This window comes from Leadbettera azotonutricia ZAS-9 (genome assembly GCF_000214355.1).
GTDB lineage: Bacteria > Spirochaetota > Spirochaetia > Treponematales > Breznakiellaceae > Leadbettera > Leadbettera azotonutricia.
Genome location: NC_015577.1, coordinates 617859 through 638793 on the forward strand (window position 1 = coordinate 617859; position 20935 = coordinate 638793).

Consider the following 20935-nt stretch of genomic DNA (forward strand, 5'->3'; position numbering starts at 1 on the left):
ATCAAAATGATACACTGTATAGTCAAAATAGGCCTCATGTATCATTTTGATACAACCGAGTGAAAAGCATCTCCTTTTGGATGAAAATGCGTGTTTTTCGCAGAGGGGTTAAATGGGTCTTCAATAATTGATGATTCGATAATTCATTGTATTATAAAGAGTTAGCTTTGCAAGGAGCAGATTCCTCAAGAATTCTTTCGAATCCGGCAAACTTGGCACGGATTTTGCTAATATATAGATGTTGGCTGGATAATCCAGAACCCGATGCCTTTAGAGGCTGTCAGCCTTTGAGGTCAAAGACCTCAGGATTGGGTCTGAGAAATAACCTGCCAGACGAAATTATTATAGGAGACAAGATTATGAAAGCTGTAACTTTGTATCGCCCTGCAGTCCTTGAGAACGCCCTCAGCGGTTTTGACCGCTACATGGATTCCTTCTTTGGGGATAACTTCCTTAGCCCCGCAGACAGGATCTTCAGCCATCTTCCTGCCATGGACGTGCGTGAAACCGAAAAGTCCTATGTGCTGGAAGCCGAGCTCCCCGGCTACGACGAGAAGGAAATCGAAGTCCACCTGGACAACAACACCCTGACCATCGAGTCCAAGAGGGAAGAGGAAAAGAAAGAAGAGAAGAACGACAATTACATGATCCGGGAACGCCGGTCCTCTTCCTTCGCCCGCTCCTTCAAGCTCCCCGAAAACGCCGACCCCGAAGGCATCAGCGCATTGTTCAAAAATGGCGTACTCACCCTGGAGATCAGCAAGAGGGCCGAAGCCCAGAAAAAAGTGATCCAGATTTCTAGGAACTAAAGTTCCTTTGAACTAATTTTCAGCAAGCTGAAACAAGGCCCGGGCGAGAGTCCGGGCTTTTTATAGCCCGATTGTTTTACAATTCTGCAGAAACATAAATACCCCAGGCAAAGTCGTTCCAACCTATGCCGTTTTGTGCGCCTGAAATTTTGAATGCACCCCAGAGCTCAGGCTTAACGGTTACGGGCAGGGCTGTTACAAATACTGTGGAAAGGGCTGCGCCGAAACGCAGTACTGCTGACTGGGCAAGGCGATAATCATCCCAGAGGGGATTGCCCTGGGGTATATTAACACTTTTACTGTCATAAAAAGCGCCTCTGTAGGCAAGAGAACCAAAGATGCGATTGTAATAAACATGGGAGAGGTTCTTTTTGATGTCCACAGAAAAGAGCCTCCATTCAATTTCCCCGCCCCCCATCCATTTGAAGCCCGAACTGTCAAAGCTTGAATATTCTGTCGAAGCGATTGGGGCGAAAAGGGATGTGTCGTAAGATCTTGAATAGCCTGCCAGGTTAAGGCCGTCAGAATCCCAGACGCCATAGAAACCGAATCTCAAGGGGAAGGGATCAAAGGCTGCCTTGAAGAGCCCTTCGTAGCGGGGTGCGGCTTCGGGGAAGGAGAAACGGCTGTAGAATGCTGCCGAGAAACCGCTGCCAAAAAGCTCCCAGGCGCTCCTTTTCAGGCTGGTCAGCTCAATGCCGAATATGAGTGAGCTGCCATGGGTTTCGTATTCCCAGGTGTAGGCGGAAGATCCGTCTTCGGGATCAAAGGCAAACCAGGCCATGCCTATCCCTGCCTGGAAATTCAGCCTGACGAGTTCTCCCCCCAGGCCATGGCCAATTATCGCGGTGATTGTCCCCTGGGTGCGGCGGTAATCTATTTCCCAACTCCGGTCCATATCGTCAGAAAAAGTAATTTGCAGGGGAAAGCCCAGGCTGCGGTTTGTCCACTGGAGGTCGAAAACCCCCATAAGGTTCCTGGCATCCATGTAAGCTGATAAAAATATGAAATTGGTGTCTGCAGGGTCTGCCATAAACGAAAAGAACCCGCCCCCGTCTATGCTGATGCTGCTTTCGTGACGCCTCAGCAGGGGCAGGGGTATCCAGAGCTTAAAAGGGTTGAGGTATTTGAGGGGGAAGTATAGTTTGCTGTCAGCGCTCTGTTCCCCGGCGGAAGGTTCCCGGGGTGTTTGCTGAACCGGGGGCTGTATTTGCCTGAGTCCCGCAGCAATGCTGTCTTCCTCGGGCCAGGGCTCAAGGTGCAGGCCGCTGATTGCCAGCGGAGCTTCCCGCAGGGACTCTGCCTCATCAGGGTATTTCATAATCGCATCCCAGGTGGAGAATGCGCCGCGATAGTAGATATCCCCGTTGAGCAGTACGGGCAGGAAGATGCCGCCTGAGAAATCAGTGTTGGAAAGAACCGCAGTGATGCTGCTCTCGTTCAGGGCAGAATGGTTTGCGGGAAGTATTATGACCCCCAGTTTATACATCCTGTCATTATGGTTATAGCTAAAAAGGAGGCGGCCTTCTGAATAGGAAAGCCCCCGCATATAACGCCAGATGTTTTCATTGTCATCAAGGGCCGAAACCAGGGTATAGGCCTGGCGGGTATCATAATTGAAAAGGCAGAGTTCCCGCTTTCCTTTCTTTAGCGCAATGAACGCAATCCACTCGTCATCAATGGGGCTGGGGCGGGAATAGAGAAGCTCGGCATTCCCTTTGAGAAGTATCTCCTCGCCTTTTTTCCCCGGCTTGCTGCGGTATACTAAATTGTTTGTATGCCGATCGGAGCTTATCCCTACCGCCCCTTCCCTAAAAAAACGCCCATGGTAAAGACCGGGCCAGGTTCTGCCTGTTTTATTGCCATTGCCGCTGTACTCGGTAACCATGGCCTGGGAAAGATTCCCCCCATAACGGTAGGAGGAAATTAAAAAGCTGCCGTTGTTCGTCGCATCAATATCGTAAGCCGAACTGTCTATGGAGGCCAGCTTTTTAATAGCCCCTGGACTTCCGCCGGAACCCCCTGCGGATGTAGGATTATATTTCAGCACTTTTTCTGCGACACTATCAATGAATATAACACTATTACTGTCGGAAGTGACAGCATTTATAATAACTTTGTCTTTTTGATTCCCGCCGTATACAAATCCATCATTATTTTTTTTGATGCCTTCAAGGCGCCAGCTTTCCTTAAAGACATTCCAGGCTTCTTCAAAACTCAATCCATAAATTTTTTTGAATGAGTAATAAAAGCCGTTGTTGTAAAACCAAAAGGAAAAGTGATAACCCGTTCCCATGTCCTTCCAGAGTCCGGCATACTTTTCCATGCCGTAGGTTTTCTGAAGCCATGCGGAAAAGAGGCCGCCATAATCGTAATAGGCATTCCCCTGGGGCGGGTATTCATATATGCCCGAAGCCTGGAAGCCGGTAAGGAAATTATCTTCGTGCACGGCCTGAGAGAGCTTTTCTTTGATGAGGGGATCGTTGGCCCTGCCAAAACCTTCCAAGCTTTCAAAGCTTACCGTAACCCCCTCGACCATGAACATGGGGGCTGTAAGCCCTGTGGGGTATACCCAGCCGCCGAAAATAGTGTGAAGAACCTGGAAGCCCTTGCCCCTGGAACTCAGGGAAATTGCATGAGTCAGCTCATGGAAGAAAAGGCTCTCCAGGGAATTTTCGTAGGCTGTCCATTCAGGATCCATGGGGGTGTCGAAGAGGACTATGTGCGGGTAGGGCAGGGGGTTCATATATCCGTTGAACTCGTCTGTGTGCGGGGTGATGGCAACCGGGATCCTGTCCTTCACGGTTATGCCTAAAAGCTTTGACGCTTTCTTATAGCTTTGATCCGCAAAGAGGGAAAGAGCCCGTGCGGTTGCTTCAGATTCAGCGGGGTAAATGATTTCAAAATGTTCGGTTTTTATTGCACGAAGCAAGATGAAAGGCTTGAAATTCTGGGCGCTGACAGACACTGCCCCCAGGAGGCAAAGGGACAGGCTTATGAGCAGGCGGCGCAGATACATTGTTCAAGATTAGTATAATGGTTTAAAGTCTTCAATATGAATCAGTATCTTATTGAGGGCGGCAGCCCCATCTCCGGGACCATCAGGGCCAGCGGCAACAAAAACGCTGCCCTGCCCTGCATTGCAGCAGCCCTTTTAACCGGAGCGCCGGTGGTTCTGCGCAATATCCCCGATATCGAAGATGTTCAGGTCATGTTTGAAGTGTACCGTTCCCTTGGGGGCGAGACTGAACCCCTGGGGCCCAATGCCTGGAAGATGAAGCTGGGAGATATAAAAAATTCCGAGATCCCCCAGGAGCAGGCAAGGAAGATACGGGCCTCCATACTTTTCGCAGGCCCCTTGCTGGCAAGAACCGGCAAGGCCGTGCTTCCCCCTCCCGGCGGGGACGTCATTGGCCGGCGGCGGCTCGACACCCACTTTCTTGCCCTTACGGAGCTGGGGGCAAAAGTCAGGATAAAGGACGCATACATATTTACCGCGCCCCATCTCAAGGGGGCCGACATTTTCCTTGACGAAGCTTCGGTCACTGCAACGGAAAACGCCATCATGGCGGCAGTGCTTGCCAAGGGCGAAACCATACTTACCAATGCGGCAAGCGAACCCCATGTGCAGGATCTTTGCCGCATGCTTTCGTCCATGGGCGCCATCATCAACGGCATAGGTTCAAATATCCTCACCATAAAAGGTGTGGAAAAACTTGGGGGCTGCGACTTTGAAATCGGGGCCGACTTTATGGAAGTTGGCTCGTTCATTGGGCTTGCGGCAGCTACCCGGGGCGAACTTACCATCGAAGGGGCAAGGCCCAAAGATCTCAGGCCCGCGAAGATAGCATTCAGCAAACTTGGCATTGTTTGGGAAATCGAAGGGAATACCATCCATGTCCCCGCAAAGCAGGCCATGGAAGTAAATTGCGATTTGGGGGGCATGATACCTAAGATCGACGACGCACCCTGGCCGGGATTTCCGCCGGACCTCACCAGTATTGTTACTGTTGTTGCAACCCAGGTGAAGGGCACGGTGCTTATCCACGAGAAGATGTTCGAGTCCCGAATGTTTTTTGTGGACAAGCTTATCGGCATGGGCGCCCGTATCGTGCTCTGCGATCCCCACCGGGCGGTGGTTACCGGGCCTTCAAAACTTGCAGGCTCTGAGCTTCACAGCCCCGATGTACGCGCAGGCATGGCCATGGTCATAGCCGCCATGGCCGCCGAGGGCAGCAGTGTCATCAACAATATCTACCAGATTGAACGGGGATATGAACACCTGACCGAGCGGCTTTCCTCCCTGGGAGGAAAAATAAACAGGGCTTAATTAAATAGTTGGCATATTTGTCGGGGTACGCTTGTCCAATGGACTGTTAGGCGAAATGCCTACTTGTAATAATAATAATATCTTTGAATGGATGAAAAACAATAAACCAAAATATGAACAGGCAAAACATGAATTTGAAAATATTTTATTTAAACTTAATAGAGACACACGGTTTAGCAATGACAAATCGCCATACAATACTGTGCCTAACATTATTCGCCTAAAATGGGAAATACGCTCAACTGCGCACTTTTAAAAAAAATGCGCAGTTGAGCGTAGTCGAGAATATTCAATAAATTAGCCAAAAAAAAGGATGATCTGCGGACGTACTCCCCATTCTATCCAAAGTTTAAGCTGTCTTGATGAATGTAAATCATTATCAAAATATAATGGACGCTTTGAATTTACTGAAAATAGTATCTATTGGCGAAAATGATATAAAAAATGGGGAAATATTTACTGAAGAAGAAATGGTCAAAAAAATAGAAAAAATATTAGGCTGAAAAATGAAATATAAAATCAGTTGGTCAAAGGATGCAGGGGAGGAATTAATTGAAATTATCTCATGGTATAAATATAATGTAGGCATAAACGTTGCACGAAAAATATCTACAAAAATAAATTCCCAAGTAAAAAAATTAAAGGATATGCCAAGAATTGGAAGGCAGGTATCATTGTTGAAAGATATGGGAATAAATGAATATTTACAAGTAGCGATAGAACATTGGATAGTATATTATAGAATTGAAAAGGATATTATAAATATTATTTCAGTAATTGACGAAAGAAGAGACTTAGAAGAAATATTATATAAAAAGATTATAGATGGAAAAATTAAATGAATAAAGTACGGCGGTACTTCGTCTCAATAGAATTGTATACAATCAATACGTTAAACGAATAGCTTGCTGGTACAGCAGCAAATTATTACCATTATTCGCGGGAATATATGCATTGAAAAGGGAAATTAAAAATGCAACAACCATAGGACATAAACCATGGATAACGCTGAATACCGGAAAGTTGTATTACTTGCCGTCCTCATGTCCGGATAGATCTATTTGAAAATAGTACCAAGGTAACTCTTTCGCTCTCACGAAGAAAAACTTTGGTCCTGTTGTATGCATGCCTGTCTTAAACAGGTCAGTAATGAACAGATGACCAATATCTCCGAAACCGCCCTTACAGATCCCAAAACGGGCGAATGAGCTGACCAAGACTGAGGCAGGCAAAATGCATGATTGCGCTCGCCTGAGCTGTAAAGGGGCTTTGTGAGGGCTGGAATCATTCCAGCCCTTTTTCAATTAGAAAGCAAGGCATCCCCGGAGTGGGGCCCAAGGGCTCTCCGGGGATTAGACTGCAGATTACCAGCCGCCGTTGCCGCCGTATCCACCGCCATTGCCGCCGCGGTCACGGCGGGGTTTGTCCATCGCTTCGTTTACCCGGAGCTGGCGGCCTTCGAATTCGTGGCCGTTGGTGCCGGTAATTGCGGCGGCGGCTTCTTCGTCAGTGCTCATTTCGATAAATCCAAAACCCTTGGAGCTGCCTGATTCGCGATCGAAGATGATCTTGGAGGAGGTGACATTGCCGAATTGCGAAAACAGATTGCGAAGTCCGTCTTCTGTGGTCTGATACGAGAGATTTCCGACATACAGTTTCTTAGCCATTGAGAAAATTCCTTCACCCGCTTTTGGCGGGTTCTTTGGACTTTTTACAGTCCGATTGTATTCACGCCCATCAACATGGACGACTCCACCCTTCCCGGAAAGCCGGGAGAGACAGGGGATGCATAATAATATCTAAGGATTGATTGAAAGAAACAACCGGACGAGAAGAGCAGAATCCCTAAACTTTTTAAAACCAGCGGTTCCCTAAAGGAAGCGCCAAAACACAAAATACTCAAACAAAATTCCTATGCTTACTTATAATAGGCCGGTTTCGAATGACCGTCAAGAGCTATTTCTTTTTTATCGGAGAATTTCAGGAAAAAACGCTCTTTATTGCAGATTTTATGTCATGGACGCCCATATATCCCGTCCCTGACTCATTGGGGGCTGGCCCCAGGAAGGAATCGAAGCCCAGGTTCCTGGCTGCCTTGACCCTGCCGGGCTGGCGCCTCAGGGGGCGCACTTCGCCTGCCAGGGACAATTCGCCCGCTATGGCAGTCTTGGCGGGCAGGGGAATGCTGGTTCTGGCAGAATAGATGGCGCAGGCCAGGGCCAGCTCCACGCCCACCTCGGCAATCCGTATGCCCCCGGCCACGTTGATGTAGAGGTCCTGGTCCGAAAGCCTGAGGCCCAGGTGCTTTTCGATGGTTGCAGCCACCCGCGAAACCCTTGCGCTGTCGATGCGGTCCGAAAAGACCCGGCTCATGGCGCCTTTGGCGGGGACTGTGAGCGCCTGAATTTCGACCAATAAGGTCCGGGAGCCCTCGAGCACTGCGGCGGTGGCGACCCCGGGGGGCAGCTCGCCCTCCCTGCGGACCAGGAAGAGGAGGGAAGGATCTTCCACGATGGAGAGGCCCTTTTCGCCCATGGTGAAGATGCCGATTTCGTCCACCGAGCCGAAGCGGTTCTTCGCAGCCCTGAGGAAACGGCAGTCGCCGTCGCTGGCAGCCGAGGAGGCGCCTTCAAAATAAAGGACTGTGTCCACCATGTGCTCCAGCGACTTCGGGCCCGAGATGAGCCCGTCTTTGGTAACATGGGCCACAAGGAAAAGGGCGGCGTCATGTTCCTTGACCCACGAAATGAGATCCCAGGAGCAGTATTTCATCTGATTTATGGTGCCAGGCACCAATCCAGCCTCTGAGCTGAAAAGGGTCTGGGCTGAATCCACGATGATAAGCACCGGTTTTGATGCTTCCAGAATGGTCTGTATTTCTTCGAGGTTCCCGGAGCAGAAGATTTCGATTCTTTCCCCTTTTGTCCCGGCGCCCATAATGCCCAGCCTGTCGGCCCTCATCCTGATTTGGCCTGCGGATTCTTCCCCCGAGATATAGAGTATCCTGCCCTTTGTGTCTGCCGCCGCGGCTGCCTGGAGGAGCAGGGTGGATTTGCCTATTCCCGGTTCGCCCCCCACGAGTATGGCGGAACTTTTCATGATGCCCCCGCCCAATACGCGGTCAAGCTCGCCTATGCCGGAGGCTATGCGGCTTCCCTCAAGGGGGTCCACCGACGACAGGGGGAAGGATTGGGGGAGGGCTCGGCTGCTGCCGGACGCTTTGGCTGTGCCCCGCCCGGTGATGGGGGTTTCGGTGAGGGTGTTCCATTCGCCGCACTCGGGGCAGCGGCCCAGCCACTTGGGCTCTTCGTGGCCGCAGGATGAGCACTTAAAGATGAAGGTTCTCTGCTTTTTCATCGGTTATCAATATACATCCCAATCGCCTGATTTTATAGTATGCTATGGATATGTTTATGGGAAAAAACGAACTGCAAAAGTTGATGGACACTGCCGCAGGCAGACGGCCTGCGGATCTTTTGATAAAAAACGCCCGGATAGCCGATGTTTATTCGGGTGTTTTTTTCCAGGGGGACGCGGCTGTCTCGGGGGAATATATCGCGGGCATTGTCCCCGGCGAGGGCGGCTATGAGGCCCTTGCGGTTGTTGATGCGGCTGGGGCTTACCTCCTTCCCGGCTTTATCGACAGCCACATCCATATAGAGAGTTCCTACCTTTGCCCCGAAGAATTTGGCCGCCTTTTGGTTCCCCTCGGCACCACTACAATCATCACCGACCCCCACGAGATCGTCAATATCGCGGGCCTCTCCGGCCTTGCATATATGCTGGGGGCCGCAGAGCAAAGCGCCCTGGATATAAAATTCATGCTCCCCTCCTGTGTGCCTGCCACACCCTTTGACCATGCGGGGGCACGCATTGATGCCCAGGATATGGCAAAGCCCCTTGAAGACGGACGCATTCTGGGGCTTGGGGAATTTATGGATTTCCCTGATTTGATTGGCGGAAAGGATGCTGTCCTGGACAAAGTGATCCTTGCCAGGAAGGCAGGCAAATTGATTGATGGCCATGCGCCTCTTTTGACCGGCAAAGATCTCAACGCGTATACTGCTTCGGGGATTCATACTGATCATGAGTGCACCACTGTGGAGGAGATGCAGGAAAAGATAAGCCGTGGCATGTATGCGATGCTCCGCCAGGGTTCTGCCTGCGATGATCTTGCGGTTCTGGTGAAGGGGGTGACGGACAAAAACAATCGCCGCTGCCTCCTTTGTTCCGACGATCTGCAGCCAAGGACCATTCGGGAAAGGGGGCACATGAACGCCCTGCTTAAAAACTGCGTTGAGGCGGGATTGGCGCCTATGGCTGCCATCAGGATGGCCACGCTTAATGCCGCGGAATGTTTCCGTCTCCACGACAGGGGCGCCATTGCGCCGGGCCTCAGGGCGGATATGGTTCTGGTGCATGATCTTGAAAATTTCCATGCGGAAAAAGTGTTCATCGCAGGGAAATTGATCTCCGAAAACAACCGCTACCTGCCGCAAATAATTCGCCATGACGATTCTGCGGTGCGCGGCACTTTTCATGTCAGGGATTTTTCAAAAGAAAGGCTTAAGCTCCGGCTTAATAGCGATACTGTTTATGTTATTGATGTAAGCGCAGGTTCCCTTATTACCGGCAAAGGAAAGGCAAAGGTTAAGCGGGATAGCGAAGGCTGCTTTGTGCATGAAAGCGGTGTTGATATTGCAAAGATAGCGGTAGTGGAACGGCACCATAATACGGGGAATATCGGCCTTGCCCTTCTCAGGGGCTTCGGCATTAAGCGCGGCGCAATTGCCATCTCCATATCCCACGATTCCCATAACATTATTACTGCGGGTGTTTCTGATGATGACATTGTTTTTGCAGTAGAAGAATTGCTGCGCCAGAACGGCGGCATGGCGCTTGTGCAGGGCGGGAAGCTCCTTGCAGGCATGAGCCTCCCTTTGGGAGGGATTATGAGCGATCAAAGCGGAGAATGGGTAGAAAAGAAGCTTTCTGCAATTTACGAATGCGCCCGCCGGGATCTTGGCATAAAAGAAGAGATAGACCCTGTTTCAATTTTTGCATTTATGTCCCTGGCGGTTATCCCCGAACTGAAACTCACCGACATGGGCCTCTTCGATTTTGCGTCCCGGAAGATTATCCCCCTTGAGGCAGAATGATTCCTCCGGCAAGCTCAAGCAGCGCTTCAGACGAGGCTTCGCGGGCGATGAGGGGGTTCATGCCGAATTCGCGGGCACGGCAGGCAGTTGGCTCTCCGATGCAAAGGGCTTTGAGCCTGGCAAAGTCCAGGCTGGGGAATGATGCGGCAAAAGAATCAACAATGGATGGGCTTGAAAAGATCGCGAGGTCGAAGCGGCCTTGTTGGATGATTTTTTTCGCGTACCTGTTGCCCTCGGCCGGGATTGCATCGTAAAGGGGGAATTCCCCGAACCCCACTCCATGCTCATTCAGTATTGCCGGCAATTCAGAGGCGCCCTGGCCGGATCGGGCCAGGAGGACTTTTTCGCCGGGTTTTGCTTTTTCCGCGAGCCCTTCGCCCAGGCTCCGGCTGTTATACGCATCGGGCATGTAGTCGGGAATGAAGCCCTGCCTTGCAAGGGCTTCTGCGGTGGCTTTTCCTATTACGGCGAAACGGCAGGCGCTGAAGGCTCTGAAGTCTATGGCTTCGTTCCGGCAGGCGCCGAAGAATATTTCCACTCCTGTTGCGCTGGTGAATACAATCCATTGGTATGATATTGCACGTTTGATAGTTTCGCTGTTCAAAGTCCGGGAGGGGATTATCTTAATGCAGGGGAAGGGTATGGGGGTTCCGCCCAGTTCCCTGATGCGGGCGCAGAGTTCGGCATTTTTTGGTTCGGGCCTGGTTACCAGGATGCGGAGGCCCCCGAGGGGAAGGTGGCCGATGACTGCTCCAGCGTTTGTTCCGGGGGTATGAGAAAGTCGATCGCTTAAGGAACAAGCTTCGCCCACAACTACCAGAACCGGAGGGGTTAAGGCCGCGCCCGGCTTTTGCGCAAAGATTGCGAGTTCTTCCAGGGTGAGCTTTGTTGTTTTTTGGCGCGGCATAGCGCCGCTTTCTATTATTGCCGCAGGAATATGGGGGGCGAAACCTTCCTTCATAAGCGCTCGTCCGATTTCTGCAAGGTGGGAAGCCCCCATGAGAATAGCCAGAGAGCCGCCGGCCTTTGCCAGAGCTTCAAGTTTTTCGGATGATGGCGAAAGGCCATCCTTGTCGTGCCAGGTGATGATATGGAGGCTTGAGCTAATGCCCCGGTGGGTGAGGGGTATGCCGGCAAGAGCCGGGATAGCCAGGGCTGAACTTAAGCCTGGGATAATTTCCCATGCTATGCCTGCTGCCGTGAGAGCCAGGGCTTCTTCTCCGCCCCGCCCGAAAATATAGGGATCGCCGCCTTTGAGGCGGACAACCTGTTTGCCCTGACGGGCTTCTTCTATCAATATATGGTTGATTTCTTCCTGGGGTATGGGGTGGTTTCCCTGTTCTTTGCCTACATCTATGAGTTTTGCTTCAGCTTTTATGCCAAGAAGCAGATCCTCGGAAACCAGGCGGTCGTGCACAACCACATCGGCTGTGTCGAGCGCTTCTTTTGCCCGGAGAGTCAAAAACGTGGGATCGCCGGGGCCTGCGCCAACGATCCGGACTTTGCCGTTCATGCATGCCCTGCAATCTTGAGGAGCCGGGAAGCCAATTCCTCTGCCAGTTTTTGGCTTTCTTCACGGGGCCCGGAAATTTCATCACGGAAAAATGCCGCGCCTGGTTTAATTTCGCTGTGTGCGGCCAGGAGCGCCTGAATATGTATTTCGCTCCCGGTGATCCGTGCATAGGCGGCGGCAGGGGAACCGCAGCCGCCGCCTGCTGCTTTGATAAAGGCCCGTTCAGCCAACGCTTCTTCCGCGGTGACAGGATCGTTTATATCTTTGAGGAAGCTGTACTCGTCATCCTTTCGCCCCTGAACCGCAAGCACGCCCTGGCCTGCGGCGGGGATCATTTTTTCTACCGGAAATATGTAGGCAGCCCTCGGGAGGAGGCCGAGCCGTTCAAGGCCCGCGGCCGCCAGGATCAAAAGGCCGTATTGCCCGCTGTCAAGCTTGTTGATCCTGGTGGGCACGTTCCCCCTGATAGGGGAGAAGTCCGGGGCAGATGCCAGGGCGCGGAACTGAATCTGCCGCCTCAAGCTGGAACAGCCTGCGGGCGGGGGAACTTTCCCGTTATGCTGATTAGCATAATTGCGGTTCAGGTTTTCAAAACCTTCAAAGGGTTCATCCTTGGGGAGTATGAGGCAGTCCCTTGGATCGCCCCGCTTTGCCAGGGCCACAATAGGCAAATCCTTTGGGGTATCTGCAGCCATGTCCTTGAGGCTGTGGACGCAGAGGTCAACTTCATTCCTGGCAAGGGCGTCTTCCAATGCACCAGTAAAGATGGCTTTGCCGTTCCCGGTATTTTCCAAAGCGAGATTGGGTTTTAGATCCCCCAAGGTCTTCATGGTTACCAATTCAAGTTTGAGTTCGGGGTGGGAACGGGCAATGGCATCCATGACGATTCGGGTTTGGGCAATTGCCAGGGCGCTTTCCCTGCTGCCTATGCGAATCAGATTCTTCATGGTATTTTTTCGCCCCTCAGCATGCGGGTTATGAGCTCATCAATAACGGGAAGGGTTTTTTCCGGACCCTGGGCTTTCCTGAGCCTTCGCCTTTCTTCGCCCAAGAATTGCAATTCTTCTGCCCAGTCCTCGGGCCACTCTTCTTCAAGCTCTTCTTTGAGGCGGGCAGTGAAACGGGGGCAATGGCCTGAACTGCTTAAGCCTGTCACCAGATCCCCCCGGCGCACTATGGCAGGAAAGAAGAAGGTGCAGGCCGAAGGATCGTCGGCAACATTCACGGGAATACCCAGAGCTTGGGCATCTGTTGAAACGCGATGGTTTATCACTTTGTCGCTGGTGGCGGCGATGACGAGCCTCATGCCGCGTATATCTTCAGGGCCGGAATAGGGCCGCTTTAAAACTGTTACCGCGTCTTCCAGTGCCAGGGCTTCCAGGAGATCCGAAGCGTCGCTGGCTATGGCTATGACCGTTGCGCCGAAATCGAGGAGGGTTTGAATTTTGCGGACCGCGACAGGGCCGCCGCCTATAACTGCGCAAGGGAGCTTTTCAAGATTGATAAAAAGGGGAAAATGAGCCACAGGCTATTATTGCCCTATGGCTTCTTCTGCCGCAAGCCCTTTGGAAATCAAAAAACTTTTGAGCACCGGCTCTGCTGTTGCAAGGGAAACTATGACATAGCTGAGGGAAGGGTCGAAGGCAAGGCGTATATCTTCATTCGAGGGGCGGGAGGGCGTGGAAGGATGGCTGTGGAAGTTGCCGAGGAGGGCCCAGCCTTTTTTGCGTATCTCCTGAATCGCCTTGAACTGATCCTCCGGGGCCATGGAAAAATGCTCGGGGCTCTGATCCAGGTTTTTGAGGCAGTATACCCCCAGGACGGTTTTTTCATCCCCCTGCGCCAGGCCGGCCAAAAGGCCGCAGGCTTCGTTGGGCAAGCCTGATCGGGCATGGGCCAAAATTTGATCCTGAGCGGCTTTGGGAAGAATCAGCATGAACCGCCGCCCATATAATAGAGGAATTCCAGCACCGCACCCTCTTTTACGATAGTGGTATCGAAATTCGCCCTGAGGAGCATCTCGTCATTGAGCTGGACGCTCACATATTCGGGCTGCTCAACCTTGATTTCCCCCAGGAGTTTTGAGACGCTCATTTCCCCGGGGATTTCCACCGGTTTTCCGTTGGCTGTGATTTTCACTCTATTGTCCTTATATCATACTAAAACTAGAGGCATTATATATATCGGGGGGAATTTTAACAAGAGCCATTTCAGTGATTTTTTTCATTAGCCACTTGACTAAACCGATAGAGTAAATTATATATAATTTACATCGTTTTACTAGGATATACTATAAAACGTGAAAAGGAGTATGTATGAAAAAAGAGATTTTGAAGAAACTGCCGGTATTGGCATTTCTCCTGTTTGCCGGGACCCTCTATGCGGCCGGGGGAGGGGATGCTCCTGTCGCAGCCCCGTCCGGGGCTGCTGCCAAGGCAGCGAAGGAAATCACCATCCTCAATGTGTCCTACGACCCCACCAGGGAGTTGTACCAGGATTATAACGAAGTTTTTTCAAAGTATTATAAAGAAAAAACCGGCGACACCGTGATAGTTCACCAGTCCCATGGCGGTTCGGGCGGGCAAGCCCGGGGTGTCATCGAGGGCAACGAGGCTGATGTGGTGACCTTGGCTCTGGCCTACGATGTCATGCAGATTGGCGACAAGGCCAACCTCATCGACGCAAATTGGCAGACCCGGCTTCCCCGCAACAGTTCGCCTTATACCTCGACCATTGTCTTCCTGGTGAGGGCAGGGAATCCCAAGAACATCAAGGACTGGGACGATCTTGTGAAGAGCGGCGTCCAGGTTATTACTCCTGACCCGAAAACTTCAGGGGGCGCCCAGTGGAACTTCCTGGCGGCCTGGGCTTTTGCCAAGGAAAAATACGGCAGCGATGCGCGGGCCAGGGATTTTGTCAAACAGCTTTACGCCAATGTCCCGATTCTGGATTCAGGCGCCAGGGGCTCTACCAATACCTTTGTGCAGCGCGGCCTTGGGGATGTGCTCCTTGCCTGGGAGAATGAAGCTTTCCTTTCCATTAATGAACTTGGTCCCGGGAAGTATGATATTGTGGTTCCTTCTTTGAGTATCCTTGCGGAGCCTACGGTTTCCTGGGTAGACGGAATTACTTCGCGCCGTGGCACTTTGGATGTGGCCAAAGAGTACCTTACGTATCTTTACTCTCCTGTAGGCCAGCGCCTCGCAGGGAAGCATTATTACCGCCCCACTGATCCTGAAATCGCGAAAGAATTTGCATCCCAGTTCCCTGTCCTTAGGCTTGTTACAATTGATGAATACTTTGGCGGCTGGAGAAAGGTTCACGATGAGTATTTTGGGGACAATGCAATATTTGACAAGATTATTACCGAGCTGAATAAAAAATAGGATTTAAAGGAATGTTTATGGGAATAAAAATTACAGCCGCCAAAAAGCCCCGTTCCCGGGGAACAGGGCTGCCGGGTTTTGGTTTAACCCTGGGGCTTTCCATGACCTATATGGCTTTGCTGATTTTTATTCCCTTGAGCGCCCTTATTTTGTATTCAGCCCGCATTGGCCCCCGGGAATTCTGGGTTCTGATCAGCGACGAGCGGGTAATGGCGGCTTTTAAGATTTCGTTTTTGTCTGCCTTTATCGCGGCGCTTTTTAATTTTATTTTTGGCCTCGTTATTGCGTGGGTTTTGACCCGGTATACTTTCCCGGGAAAAAGGATCATTGATGCTTTGATTGATCTCCCTTTTGCGATCCCCACAGCAGTGGCAGGCATTGCCCTGGCTTTTATCTTTTCCCCTAATGGAATCATGGGGGTCTTTTTAAAAAATTTCGGCCTTGAGCTTGCCTATTCCCGGAAGGGGATTGTCCTGGCATTGGTTTTTATCGGCCTCCCCTTTGTGGTGAGGACAGTGCAGCCGGTTATCCAGGAACTGGACAAGGAGCTTGAAGAAGCTGCTGCGAGCCTGGGCGCGGATTTTTACCAAATTTTTGGGAGGGTTATTTTTCCCTCCCTCTTTCCTGCCCTGCTTACCGGTTTTGCCCTGGCCTTTGCCCGGGGCCTGGGGGAATATGGTTCGATTATTTTTATATCCAGTAACCAGCCCTATCACACAGAAATTGTACCACTGCTAATTGTAAAAAAGTTATTGCAGTTTGATTACCGGGGCGCGTCTGTTATCGGCGTTACCATGCTGGTCTGTGCTTTTGTACTATTGCTGTTGATCAATTTTCTCGAAGCCTTTGCCGCGCGGGGAAAAAGCAGATGATTGTCCCGGCGATAAACAAAGAACCCCGGTGGATAAAGCCGGTACTCCTTTTCCTTGCCCTTGTCTTTCTGGCAGTATTTATTTTTATTCCTCTTTTTACCATTTTTCATCAGGCCCTGGGCTCGGGGCTAAAGGTTTATTTTAAAAACCTTATGGAGCCTGATATTTTCGCGGCTATCAAGCTGACGCTTGTTGTTGCCCTGGTCTGCGTCCCGGTGAATACCTTCTTTGGAATTTTATTGGCCTGGGTAGTTACCAAGTTCGAATTTAAGGGAAAGAACATACTTATTACCTTGATTGAAGTCCCCTTTGCCATAAGCCCGGTTATCGCAGGGCTGCTTTTTATATTTTTGTTTGGATCTTTCGGATGGTTCGGGCAATGGCTTATTGCCCATCACCTCAAAGTCGTCTTTGCCCTTCCTGGAATTTTCCTTGCCACTGCCTTTGTTACCTTCCCCTTTGTCGCCCGGGAACTCATTCCCCTGATGCAGGAGCTTGGCAGGGACGATGAAGAGGCAGCCATGACTCTGGGCGCCAAGGGATTTCAGATTTTTTTCCGCATCACATTGCCCAATATCAAGTGGGGGCTCATCTACGGTGTTGTATTGACCAATGCCCGGTCCATGGGGGAATTCGGCGCTGTAGCTGTGGTGTCGGGCCTTATCCGGGGGGTTACTACCACCATGCCCCTTTATATCGATATTCTTTACAATGAATACCGCTATGCTGCTGCCTTTGGGGTGGCCTCGCTCCTTACCCTCCTGGCCCTGGCTACATTGATTGTGAAAACCATAGTCGAACATTTTAATTCGGTGAGGAAAATATGAGCATAGAAATTTCCCATATTAGTAAAAAGTTCGGCGCTTTTACGGCCCTGGAGGATATCAACCTAACGATCCCAAGCGGCGAGATCACTGCCCTCCTGGGGCCTTCCGGTTCGGGAAAGACCACCTTGCTGCGGATTATTGCGGGCCTTGAAATGCCCGATTTAGGCAGCATCAGCCTTTTTGGAGAAGATTCGACTTTTAAGCAGACCAGGGATCGCAAGGTAGGTTTTGTGTTTCAGCATTATGCTTTATTTAAGCATATGAGTGTCTTTGAAAATATCGCCTTCGGCCTTAGGATACGGCCAAGAAAGTTTAGGCCGTCGAAAGAAGAAATAAGAGAAAAAGTGCTAAAACTGCTTTCCCTGGTACAGCTTGAATCCCTGGCAAACCGTCTTCCCAATGAATTGTCCGGCGGTCAGAAACAGCGTGTTGCCCTGGCAAGGGCCCTTGCCATTGAACCCAGGGTGTTGCTCCTTGATGAGCCTTTCGGCGCCCTTGATGCCAAGGTGCGCCAGGAACTGCGGCGCTGGCTCCGCTTTCTTCATGATGAGATACACATTACCAGCGTATTTGTTACACATGACCAGGAGGAGGCCCTTGAAGTTTCTGACAATATCGTCATACTTAACAAGGGCAAGGTAGAACAGGTAGGTTCTCCCGAGGATGTTTATGACAGGCCCGCTAATCCTTTTGTGTATGGCTTCCTGGGCAATGTCAATCTTTTCCATGCCCGTCTGGACAAGGGTGTGCTGAACCTTGAAGGTAATGGAGCCCTTCAGGAAGAAGTTTCCCCGGAGGTTTCATTCTTTGTCCGCCCCCAGGATGTGTCAATTTCCCTTTCCAATAGCGATGGCAAAGGCATAGAAGCGAGGATTACGGATCACAGGGTTTTGGGCGGCAGGGTGAGGGTAAATCTAAAGACCTTCACCGGGGGCAAAGAAATTGAAGCGGATATCGAAAAGAAACAGTGGAGCCTCATAGCGAAGGAAAATCGTGAGACTGTGTTCCTGTTCTTTTCGGGCGCCAAAATTTATACCAAAGATGAGACATGGAGCGATTATGCCATCTAGCGAAACCAGGGTTGAAGTATTGGCAAAAATAATGAGGAGCATTAGCGGCCCTGTTGCCCTCGCCTATAGTTGCCAGCGGGAGGATACTGCTGCTTTGCACCTCCTTCTCCAGGCGTATGCCGGCGGCGATGGACCAGGAAATTTGGAAGTTTTTACCCTGAATACCCATAAACTTTTTCCTGAAACTGAAGAATACCAGAGGGATGTAGAAGTTTTTTTTGGCATTGCTATTACAAAATATTCCCCCGATCCGGCTGAAGAAAAAGATTTGGAAGCCAAGTTAGGCGAATGGGGCATGAGGGAAAGCCTTGAGCACCGCCATTTCTGTTGTGACATACGCAAGGTGAAGCCTCTGGGGGAAATTCTTAAAAATAAAAGCGCATGGGTAACAGGATTGAGGGCATCCCAATCGGTTACCAGGCAGGATTTAAAAATTCTCGAATACGATGAGAAATTCGGGCTTATCAAAATAAACCCTCTTTATGACTGGACTGATGAAGAGCTTGAAGCGTATACCCAAAAATTCAGTCTCCCCGAAAATCCGTTGTACTCCAAAGGATATAAGAGCATAGGCTGCGCCCCTTGTACGCGGCCGGTGAAGGAGGGCGAGGACATCAGGGCTGGCCGCTGGTGGTGGGAAAACCCTGAACACAAGGAATGTGGCCTCCATGTAAAGCAGGGAGCATAAGGAAAATATGAGTGATGCAAAAACCGGAAGACTGAGCAAACTGGACAAACTTGAATCCCAGAGTGTTTTTATCATAAGAGAAGCGTATAAATCGTTTAAGAATATCGGTATGCTTTGGTCCATAGGCAAGGATAGCACTGTATTGCTGTGGCTTGCGAAAAAGGCTTTTTTCGGCCATGTGCCTTTTGAATTAATCCACATAGACACAAGCTTCAAGATCCCCGAGATGATCGCATACCGCGACAGGCTCGCAAAAGAGCTCAAACTGCGCCTTGTTGTAGGGCAAAACATCAAAGCAATTGCAGAAAAACGTACTTTTCCTGACGGTCTGGACCGCATCAGCTGCTGCAAGGAATTAAAGACAATTCCTCTTAGGCAGACTTTGGACGGCACAGGCCCCCGCAGGGTTTATGATCCCAATAAAGACGCTTGGGAAGAACTGGAAAGGGCCGAGCCGTATAACGCAGTAATAGTGGGGGTCCGCAGCGACGAGGAGGGGAGCCGTTCCAAGGAACGGGTTTTTTCCGCCAGAGACGAAAAGAACGAATGGGATGCCAGCGCCCAGCCTCCGGAACTTTGGAACCTCTATAAAACCGAATTTGCTCCGGGAACCCATGTGCGGGTGCATCCCCTTTTGGACTGGACTGAACTCAATGTCTGGGAATATATAGAAAGGGAAAAGATACCTACCATTTCGGTTTACTATAACCAGGGAGACGGTAAGCGTTACCGGTCTTTAGGCTGCTACCCCTGCACCAATCCGGTGGACTCCGACGCCCATAACCCAAAAGAAATCATCGAAGAACTTATCAGCGGGAAATTCAGGAATATTGCAGAACGTTCAGGCCGGGCCCAGGATAAGGACGGTGGCGGCACTTTGGAAACCTTGCGCAAAGAGGGATACATGTAATGGACGATTTGCATGAAAGGATGAATATTGTCATTACAGGCCATGTGGATCACGGCAAGAGTACCTTGGTGGGCCGTCTTTTGGCAGATACCCTTACCCTACCCGAGGGCAAGCTGCAAGCGGTAAAAGATTCGTGCAAGAAAAACGGCAGGGTCTTTGAATATGCCTTTTTGCTTGACGCCCTTGAAGACGAGCAGAAACAGGGCATTACCATAGACAGTGCCCGTATTTTTTTTAAAAGCAAAAAACGTGAATATATTATCATTGATGCGCCGGGGCATATTGAGTTTTTGCGAAATATGCTGAGCGGCGCTTCCCGTGCCGAGGCCGCAGTATTGGTAATTGACGCAGTCGAAGGGGTGGCGGAAAATTCCAAGCGTCATGGTCTCCTTCTTTCCCTTCTGGGTATTTCCCAGGTTCTCGTAGCAGTAAACAAACTTGACGCCGTGAATTACGACGAACAGGTATTTGAACGTATCAAAAATGAATATACCGCGTACCTTGAAACCCTCAAGGTAAAACCCCTGGCTTTTGTGCCGGTGAGCGCCAGGGAGGGCAAGAACATTACCGAACCAGCCTCCGAAATGCCCTGGTACACCGGGAGCACGGTACTGGAAATACTCGATAGTTTTAAGCGTCTTTCTACTAACGAAAACAGTTTTTTTGCCATGCCTGTGCAGGATGTCTACCGTTTTAGCAACGATAATGACGATAGGCGCATTTATGCGGGAACCGTGGTAAGCGGTGAAATTTTCGTAGGCGATTCTGTAACCTTCCTGCCTTCAAAAAAAACTGCCCATGTCAAAAATATCGAAGTCTGGAATGCCCCGCCGAGGTCAAGCATTAGCACCGGAGAGGCTGCGGGCCTGACTCTTGAGGAAGAGATCTATATCAAAAGCGGCGAGGTGATGGTTAAGTCCCTGGAAAAATCCCTTGTAGAAACCAGTACCCGGGTTAGGGCCAATGTAATTTGGCTGGGGATGAGACCTTTAGGCTTCAACAAAACCTACCTCCTAAAACTCGGCTGCGCCAGGGTAGAGGCAAGACTCGAAAAAATCGAAAGCTTCCTTGGCGACGACCGGGAAGAATACGATGAACTCCGCCGCCATGAGTGCGGCAGCGTGATACTCGGCTTTGCCCGGCCTACAGCGATCTCCAGTTTTTATGACAACGCCGATCTGGGCCGCTTTGTGTTGGTGGATGGTTACGATGCTTCAGGGGGCGGCATTATCCTGGAAAACCTGAGCGCAAAGAAATCCTGGGAAAGCCTCAACAGTTTTGAGGGCCTTGCCGGCAAAGACAACTTTGAAGAAGAGCTTTTTGCTCTGCTAAAGAAGTATTTTCCTCAGCGGTTCGAGTAGCATTTCTGCG

Annotated in this window: 21 protein-coding genes; 13 read left to right on the forward strand and 8 right to left on the reverse strand. The window is 50.6% G+C overall.

All coding sequences use genetic code 11. From position 1 onward, the window contains the following. Window positions 1-359 precede the first annotated feature (359 nt). Window positions 360-809 carry an Hsp20/alpha crystallin family protein gene (locus TREAZ_RS02765; protein WP_015710272.1) on the forward strand — a complete coding sequence of 150 codons (450 nt, stop codon included), beginning with the start codon at window positions 360-362 and terminating at the stop codon, window positions 807-809. Between the two features lie 76 nt (window positions 810-885). On the opposite strand, the gene TREAZ_RS17235 is transcribed toward TREAZ_RS02765, so the two are convergent. Further along, window positions 886-3828 (reverse strand): hypothetical protein, encoded by a 2943-nt coding sequence (locus tag TREAZ_RS17235; protein WP_015710273.1) that lies wholly within the window; start codon window positions 3826-3828, stop codon window positions 886-888. Between the two features lie 36 nt (window positions 3829-3864). Here TREAZ_RS17235 and murA point away from each other — a divergent pair, with 36 nt between their 5' ends. From murA to TREAZ_RS02780, 4 genes are all read left to right on the forward strand, one after another. Further along, window positions 3865-5139: a UDP-N-acetylglucosamine 1-carboxyvinyltransferase gene (gene murA, locus TREAZ_RS02775; RefSeq protein WP_015710274.1), complete on the forward strand. Its 1275-nt coding sequence runs from the start codon at window positions 3865-3867 to the stop codon at window positions 5137-5139. A gap of 91 nt (window positions 5140-5230) precedes the next feature. Next, entirely contained in the window at window positions 5231-5395 is a 165-nt protein-coding gene (locus TREAZ_RS18720; protein ID WP_201764781.1) for a DUF2461 family protein, read from the forward strand. 106 nt (window positions 5396-5501) lie between these two features. Beyond that, window positions 5502-5642: a hypothetical protein gene (locus TREAZ_RS18195; protein WP_015710276.1), complete on the forward strand. Its 141-nt coding sequence runs from the start codon at window positions 5502-5504 to the stop codon at window positions 5640-5642. Window positions 5643-5645: 3 nt separating this feature from the next. Beyond that, window positions 5646-5981, forward strand: coding sequence for a type II toxin-antitoxin system RelE/ParE family toxin (locus TREAZ_RS02780; protein WP_015710277.1), 336 nt, complete (start codon window positions 5646-5648; stop codon window positions 5979-5981). Between the two features lie 522 nt (window positions 5982-6503). On the opposite strand, the gene TREAZ_RS02785 is transcribed toward TREAZ_RS02780, so the two are convergent. Further along, a complete protein-coding gene (locus TREAZ_RS02785) occupies window positions 6504-6806 on the reverse strand; it encodes an RNA recognition motif domain-containing protein (protein WP_015710278.1) in 303 nt (100 codons plus the stop codon). A gap of 313 nt (window positions 6807-7119) precedes the next feature. After that, window positions 7120-8496, reverse strand: coding sequence for a DNA repair protein RadA (gene radA / locus TREAZ_RS02790; protein ID WP_015710280.1), 1377 nt, complete (start codon window positions 8494-8496; stop codon window positions 7120-7122). A 50-nt stretch (window positions 8497-8546) separates the two neighbouring features. On the opposite strand from radA, the gene ade reads away from it, so the two are divergent. Then, window positions 8547-10298, forward strand: a complete 1752-nt coding sequence (gene ade / locus TREAZ_RS02795) for an adenine deaminase (RefSeq protein WP_245535083.1) — start codon at window positions 8547-8549, stop codon at window positions 10296-10298. Here the strand turns inward: ade and cobA are convergent. The 5 genes from cobA to thiS are packed head-to-tail and all read right to left on the reverse strand — an operon-like array spanning window position 10276 to window position 13950. Beyond that, a complete protein-coding gene (gene cobA, locus TREAZ_RS02800) occupies window positions 10276-11811 on the reverse strand; it encodes a uroporphyrinogen-III C-methyltransferase (RefSeq protein ID WP_015710282.1) in 1536 nt (511 codons plus the stop codon). The genes ade and cobA overlap by 23 nt on opposite strands. Then, entirely contained in the window at window positions 11808-12758 is a 951-nt protein-coding gene (hemC, locus tag TREAZ_RS02805) for a hydroxymethylbilane synthase (RefSeq protein ID WP_015710283.1), read from the reverse strand. Before hemC ends, cobA begins: the two co-directional genes overlap by 4 nt. Then, window positions 12755-13336, reverse strand: coding sequence for a precorrin-2 dehydrogenase/sirohydrochlorin ferrochelatase family protein (locus TREAZ_RS02810; RefSeq protein ID WP_015710284.1), 582 nt, complete (start codon window positions 13334-13336; stop codon window positions 12755-12757). The genes hemC and TREAZ_RS02810 overlap by 4 nt, the downstream gene beginning before the upstream one ends. Before the next feature lie 6 nt (window positions 13337-13342). Continuing rightward, window positions 13343-13747, reverse strand: coding sequence for a M67 family metallopeptidase (locus TREAZ_RS02815; protein WP_015710285.1), 405 nt, complete (start codon window positions 13745-13747; stop codon window positions 13343-13345). Beyond that, window positions 13741-13950 carry a sulfur carrier protein ThiS gene (gene thiS / locus TREAZ_RS02820; RefSeq protein WP_015710286.1) on the reverse strand — a complete coding sequence of 70 codons (210 nt, stop codon included), beginning with the start codon at window positions 13948-13950 and terminating at the stop codon, window positions 13741-13743. Before thiS ends, TREAZ_RS02815 begins: the two co-directional genes overlap by 7 nt. Window positions 13951-14126: 176 nt before the next feature. Here thiS and TREAZ_RS02825 point away from each other — a divergent pair, with 176 nt between their 5' ends. From TREAZ_RS02825 to TREAZ_RS02855, 7 genes are read left to right on the forward strand one after another with little or no spacing between them, the layout of a single operon-like run. After that, window positions 14127-15197 (forward strand): sulfate ABC transporter substrate-binding protein, encoded by a 1071-nt coding sequence (locus TREAZ_RS02825; protein WP_015710287.1) that lies wholly within the window; start codon window positions 14127-14129, stop codon window positions 15195-15197. 17 nt (window positions 15198-15214) lie between these two features. Next, the gene (cysT, locus tag TREAZ_RS02830) at window positions 15215-16069 is read left to right on the forward strand and encodes a sulfate ABC transporter permease subunit CysT (protein ID WP_148257649.1); all 855 of its coding nucleotides are present in this window, start codon (window positions 15215-15217) and stop codon (window positions 16067-16069) included. Beyond that, complete coding sequence (gene cysW / locus TREAZ_RS02835) at window positions 16066-16896, forward strand: sulfate ABC transporter permease subunit CysW (protein ID WP_015710289.1); 831 nt, start codon at window positions 16066-16068, stop codon at window positions 16894-16896. Before cysT ends, cysW begins: the two co-directional genes overlap by 4 nt. Then, window positions 16893-17966 carry a sulfate/molybdate ABC transporter ATP-binding protein gene (locus TREAZ_RS02840; RefSeq protein WP_015710290.1) on the forward strand — a complete coding sequence of 358 codons (1074 nt, stop codon included), beginning with the start codon at window positions 16893-16895 and terminating at the stop codon, window positions 17964-17966. Before cysW ends, TREAZ_RS02840 begins: the two co-directional genes overlap by 4 nt. After that, the gene (locus TREAZ_RS02845; protein ID WP_015710291.1) at window positions 17956-18654 is read left to right on the forward strand and encodes a phosphoadenylyl-sulfate reductase; all 699 of its coding nucleotides are present in this window, start codon (window positions 17956-17958) and stop codon (window positions 18652-18654) included. The genes TREAZ_RS02840 and TREAZ_RS02845 overlap by 11 nt, the downstream gene beginning before the upstream one ends. Window positions 18655-18661: 7 nt before the next feature. Continuing rightward, the gene (gene cysD / locus TREAZ_RS02850) at window positions 18662-19564 is read left to right on the forward strand and encodes a sulfate adenylyltransferase subunit CysD (protein WP_015710292.1); all 903 of its coding nucleotides are present in this window, start codon (window positions 18662-18664) and stop codon (window positions 19562-19564) included. Next, the gene (locus tag TREAZ_RS02855) at window positions 19564-20925 is read left to right on the forward strand and encodes a sulfate adenylyltransferase subunit 1 (RefSeq protein ID WP_015710293.1); all 1362 of its coding nucleotides are present in this window, start codon (window positions 19564-19566) and stop codon (window positions 20923-20925) included. Before cysD ends, TREAZ_RS02855 begins: the two co-directional genes overlap by 1 nt. Window positions 20926-20935: the final 10 nt, after the last annotated feature.

Excerpts from the sequence above, each read along its gene's own strand:
- TREAZ_RS02765 (WP_015710272.1), top strand. The coding sequence starts at position 360 with ATGAAAGCTGTAACTTTGTATCGCCCTGCAGTCCTTGAGAACGCCCTC.
- TREAZ_RS17235 (WP_015710273.1), bottom strand. The coding sequence starts at position 3,828 with ATGTATCTGCGCCGCCTGCTCATAAGCCTGTCCCTTTGCCTCCTGGGG.
- murA (WP_015710274.1), top strand. The coding sequence starts at position 3,865 with ATGAATCAGTATCTTATTGAGGGCGGCAGCCCCATCTCCGGGACCATC.
- TREAZ_RS18720 (WP_201764781.1), top strand. The coding sequence starts at position 5,231 with ATGAAAAACAATAAACCAAAATATGAACAGGCAAAACATGAATTTGAA.
- TREAZ_RS18195 (WP_015710276.1), top strand. The coding sequence starts at position 5,502 with ATGAATGTAAATCATTATCAAAATATAATGGACGCTTTGAATTTACTG.
- TREAZ_RS02780 (WP_015710277.1), top strand. The coding sequence starts at position 5,646 with ATGAAATATAAAATCAGTTGGTCAAAGGATGCAGGGGAGGAATTAATT.
- TREAZ_RS02785 (WP_015710278.1), bottom strand. The coding sequence starts at position 6,806 with ATGGCTAAGAAACTGTATGTCGGAAATCTCTCGTATCAGACCACAGAA.
- radA (WP_015710280.1), bottom strand. The coding sequence starts at position 8,496 with ATGAAAAAGCAGAGAACCTTCATCTTTAAGTGCTCATCCTGCGGCCAC.
- ade (WP_245535083.1), top strand. The coding sequence starts at position 8,547 with ATGTTTATGGGAAAAAACGAACTGCAAAAGTTGATGGACACTGCCGCA.
- cobA (WP_015710282.1), bottom strand. The coding sequence starts at position 11,811 with ATGAACGGCAAAGTCCGGATCGTTGGCGCAGGCCCCGGCGATCCCACG.
- hemC (WP_015710283.1), bottom strand. The coding sequence starts at position 12,758 with ATGAAGAATCTGATTCGCATAGGCAGCAGGGAAAGCGCCCTGGCAATT.
- TREAZ_RS02815 (WP_015710285.1), bottom strand. The coding sequence starts at position 13,747 with ATGCTGATTCTTCCCAAAGCCGCTCAGGATCAAATTTTGGCCCATGCC.
- TREAZ_RS02825 (WP_015710287.1), top strand. The coding sequence starts at position 14,127 with ATGAAAAAAGAGATTTTGAAGAAACTGCCGGTATTGGCATTTCTCCTG.
- cysT (WP_148257649.1), top strand. The coding sequence starts at position 15,215 with ATGGGAATAAAAATTACAGCCGCCAAAAAGCCCCGTTCCCGGGGAACA.
- cysW (WP_015710289.1), top strand. The coding sequence starts at position 16,066 with ATGATTGTCCCGGCGATAAACAAAGAACCCCGGTGGATAAAGCCGGTA.
- TREAZ_RS02840 (WP_015710290.1), top strand. The coding sequence starts at position 16,893 with ATGAGCATAGAAATTTCCCATATTAGTAAAAAGTTCGGCGCTTTTACG.
- TREAZ_RS02845 (WP_015710291.1), top strand. The coding sequence starts at position 17,956 with ATGCCATCTAGCGAAACCAGGGTTGAAGTATTGGCAAAAATAATGAGG.
- cysD (WP_015710292.1), top strand. The coding sequence starts at position 18,662 with ATGAGTGATGCAAAAACCGGAAGACTGAGCAAACTGGACAAACTTGAA.
- TREAZ_RS02855 (WP_015710293.1), top strand. The coding sequence starts at position 19,564 with ATGGACGATTTGCATGAAAGGATGAATATTGTCATTACAGGCCATGTG.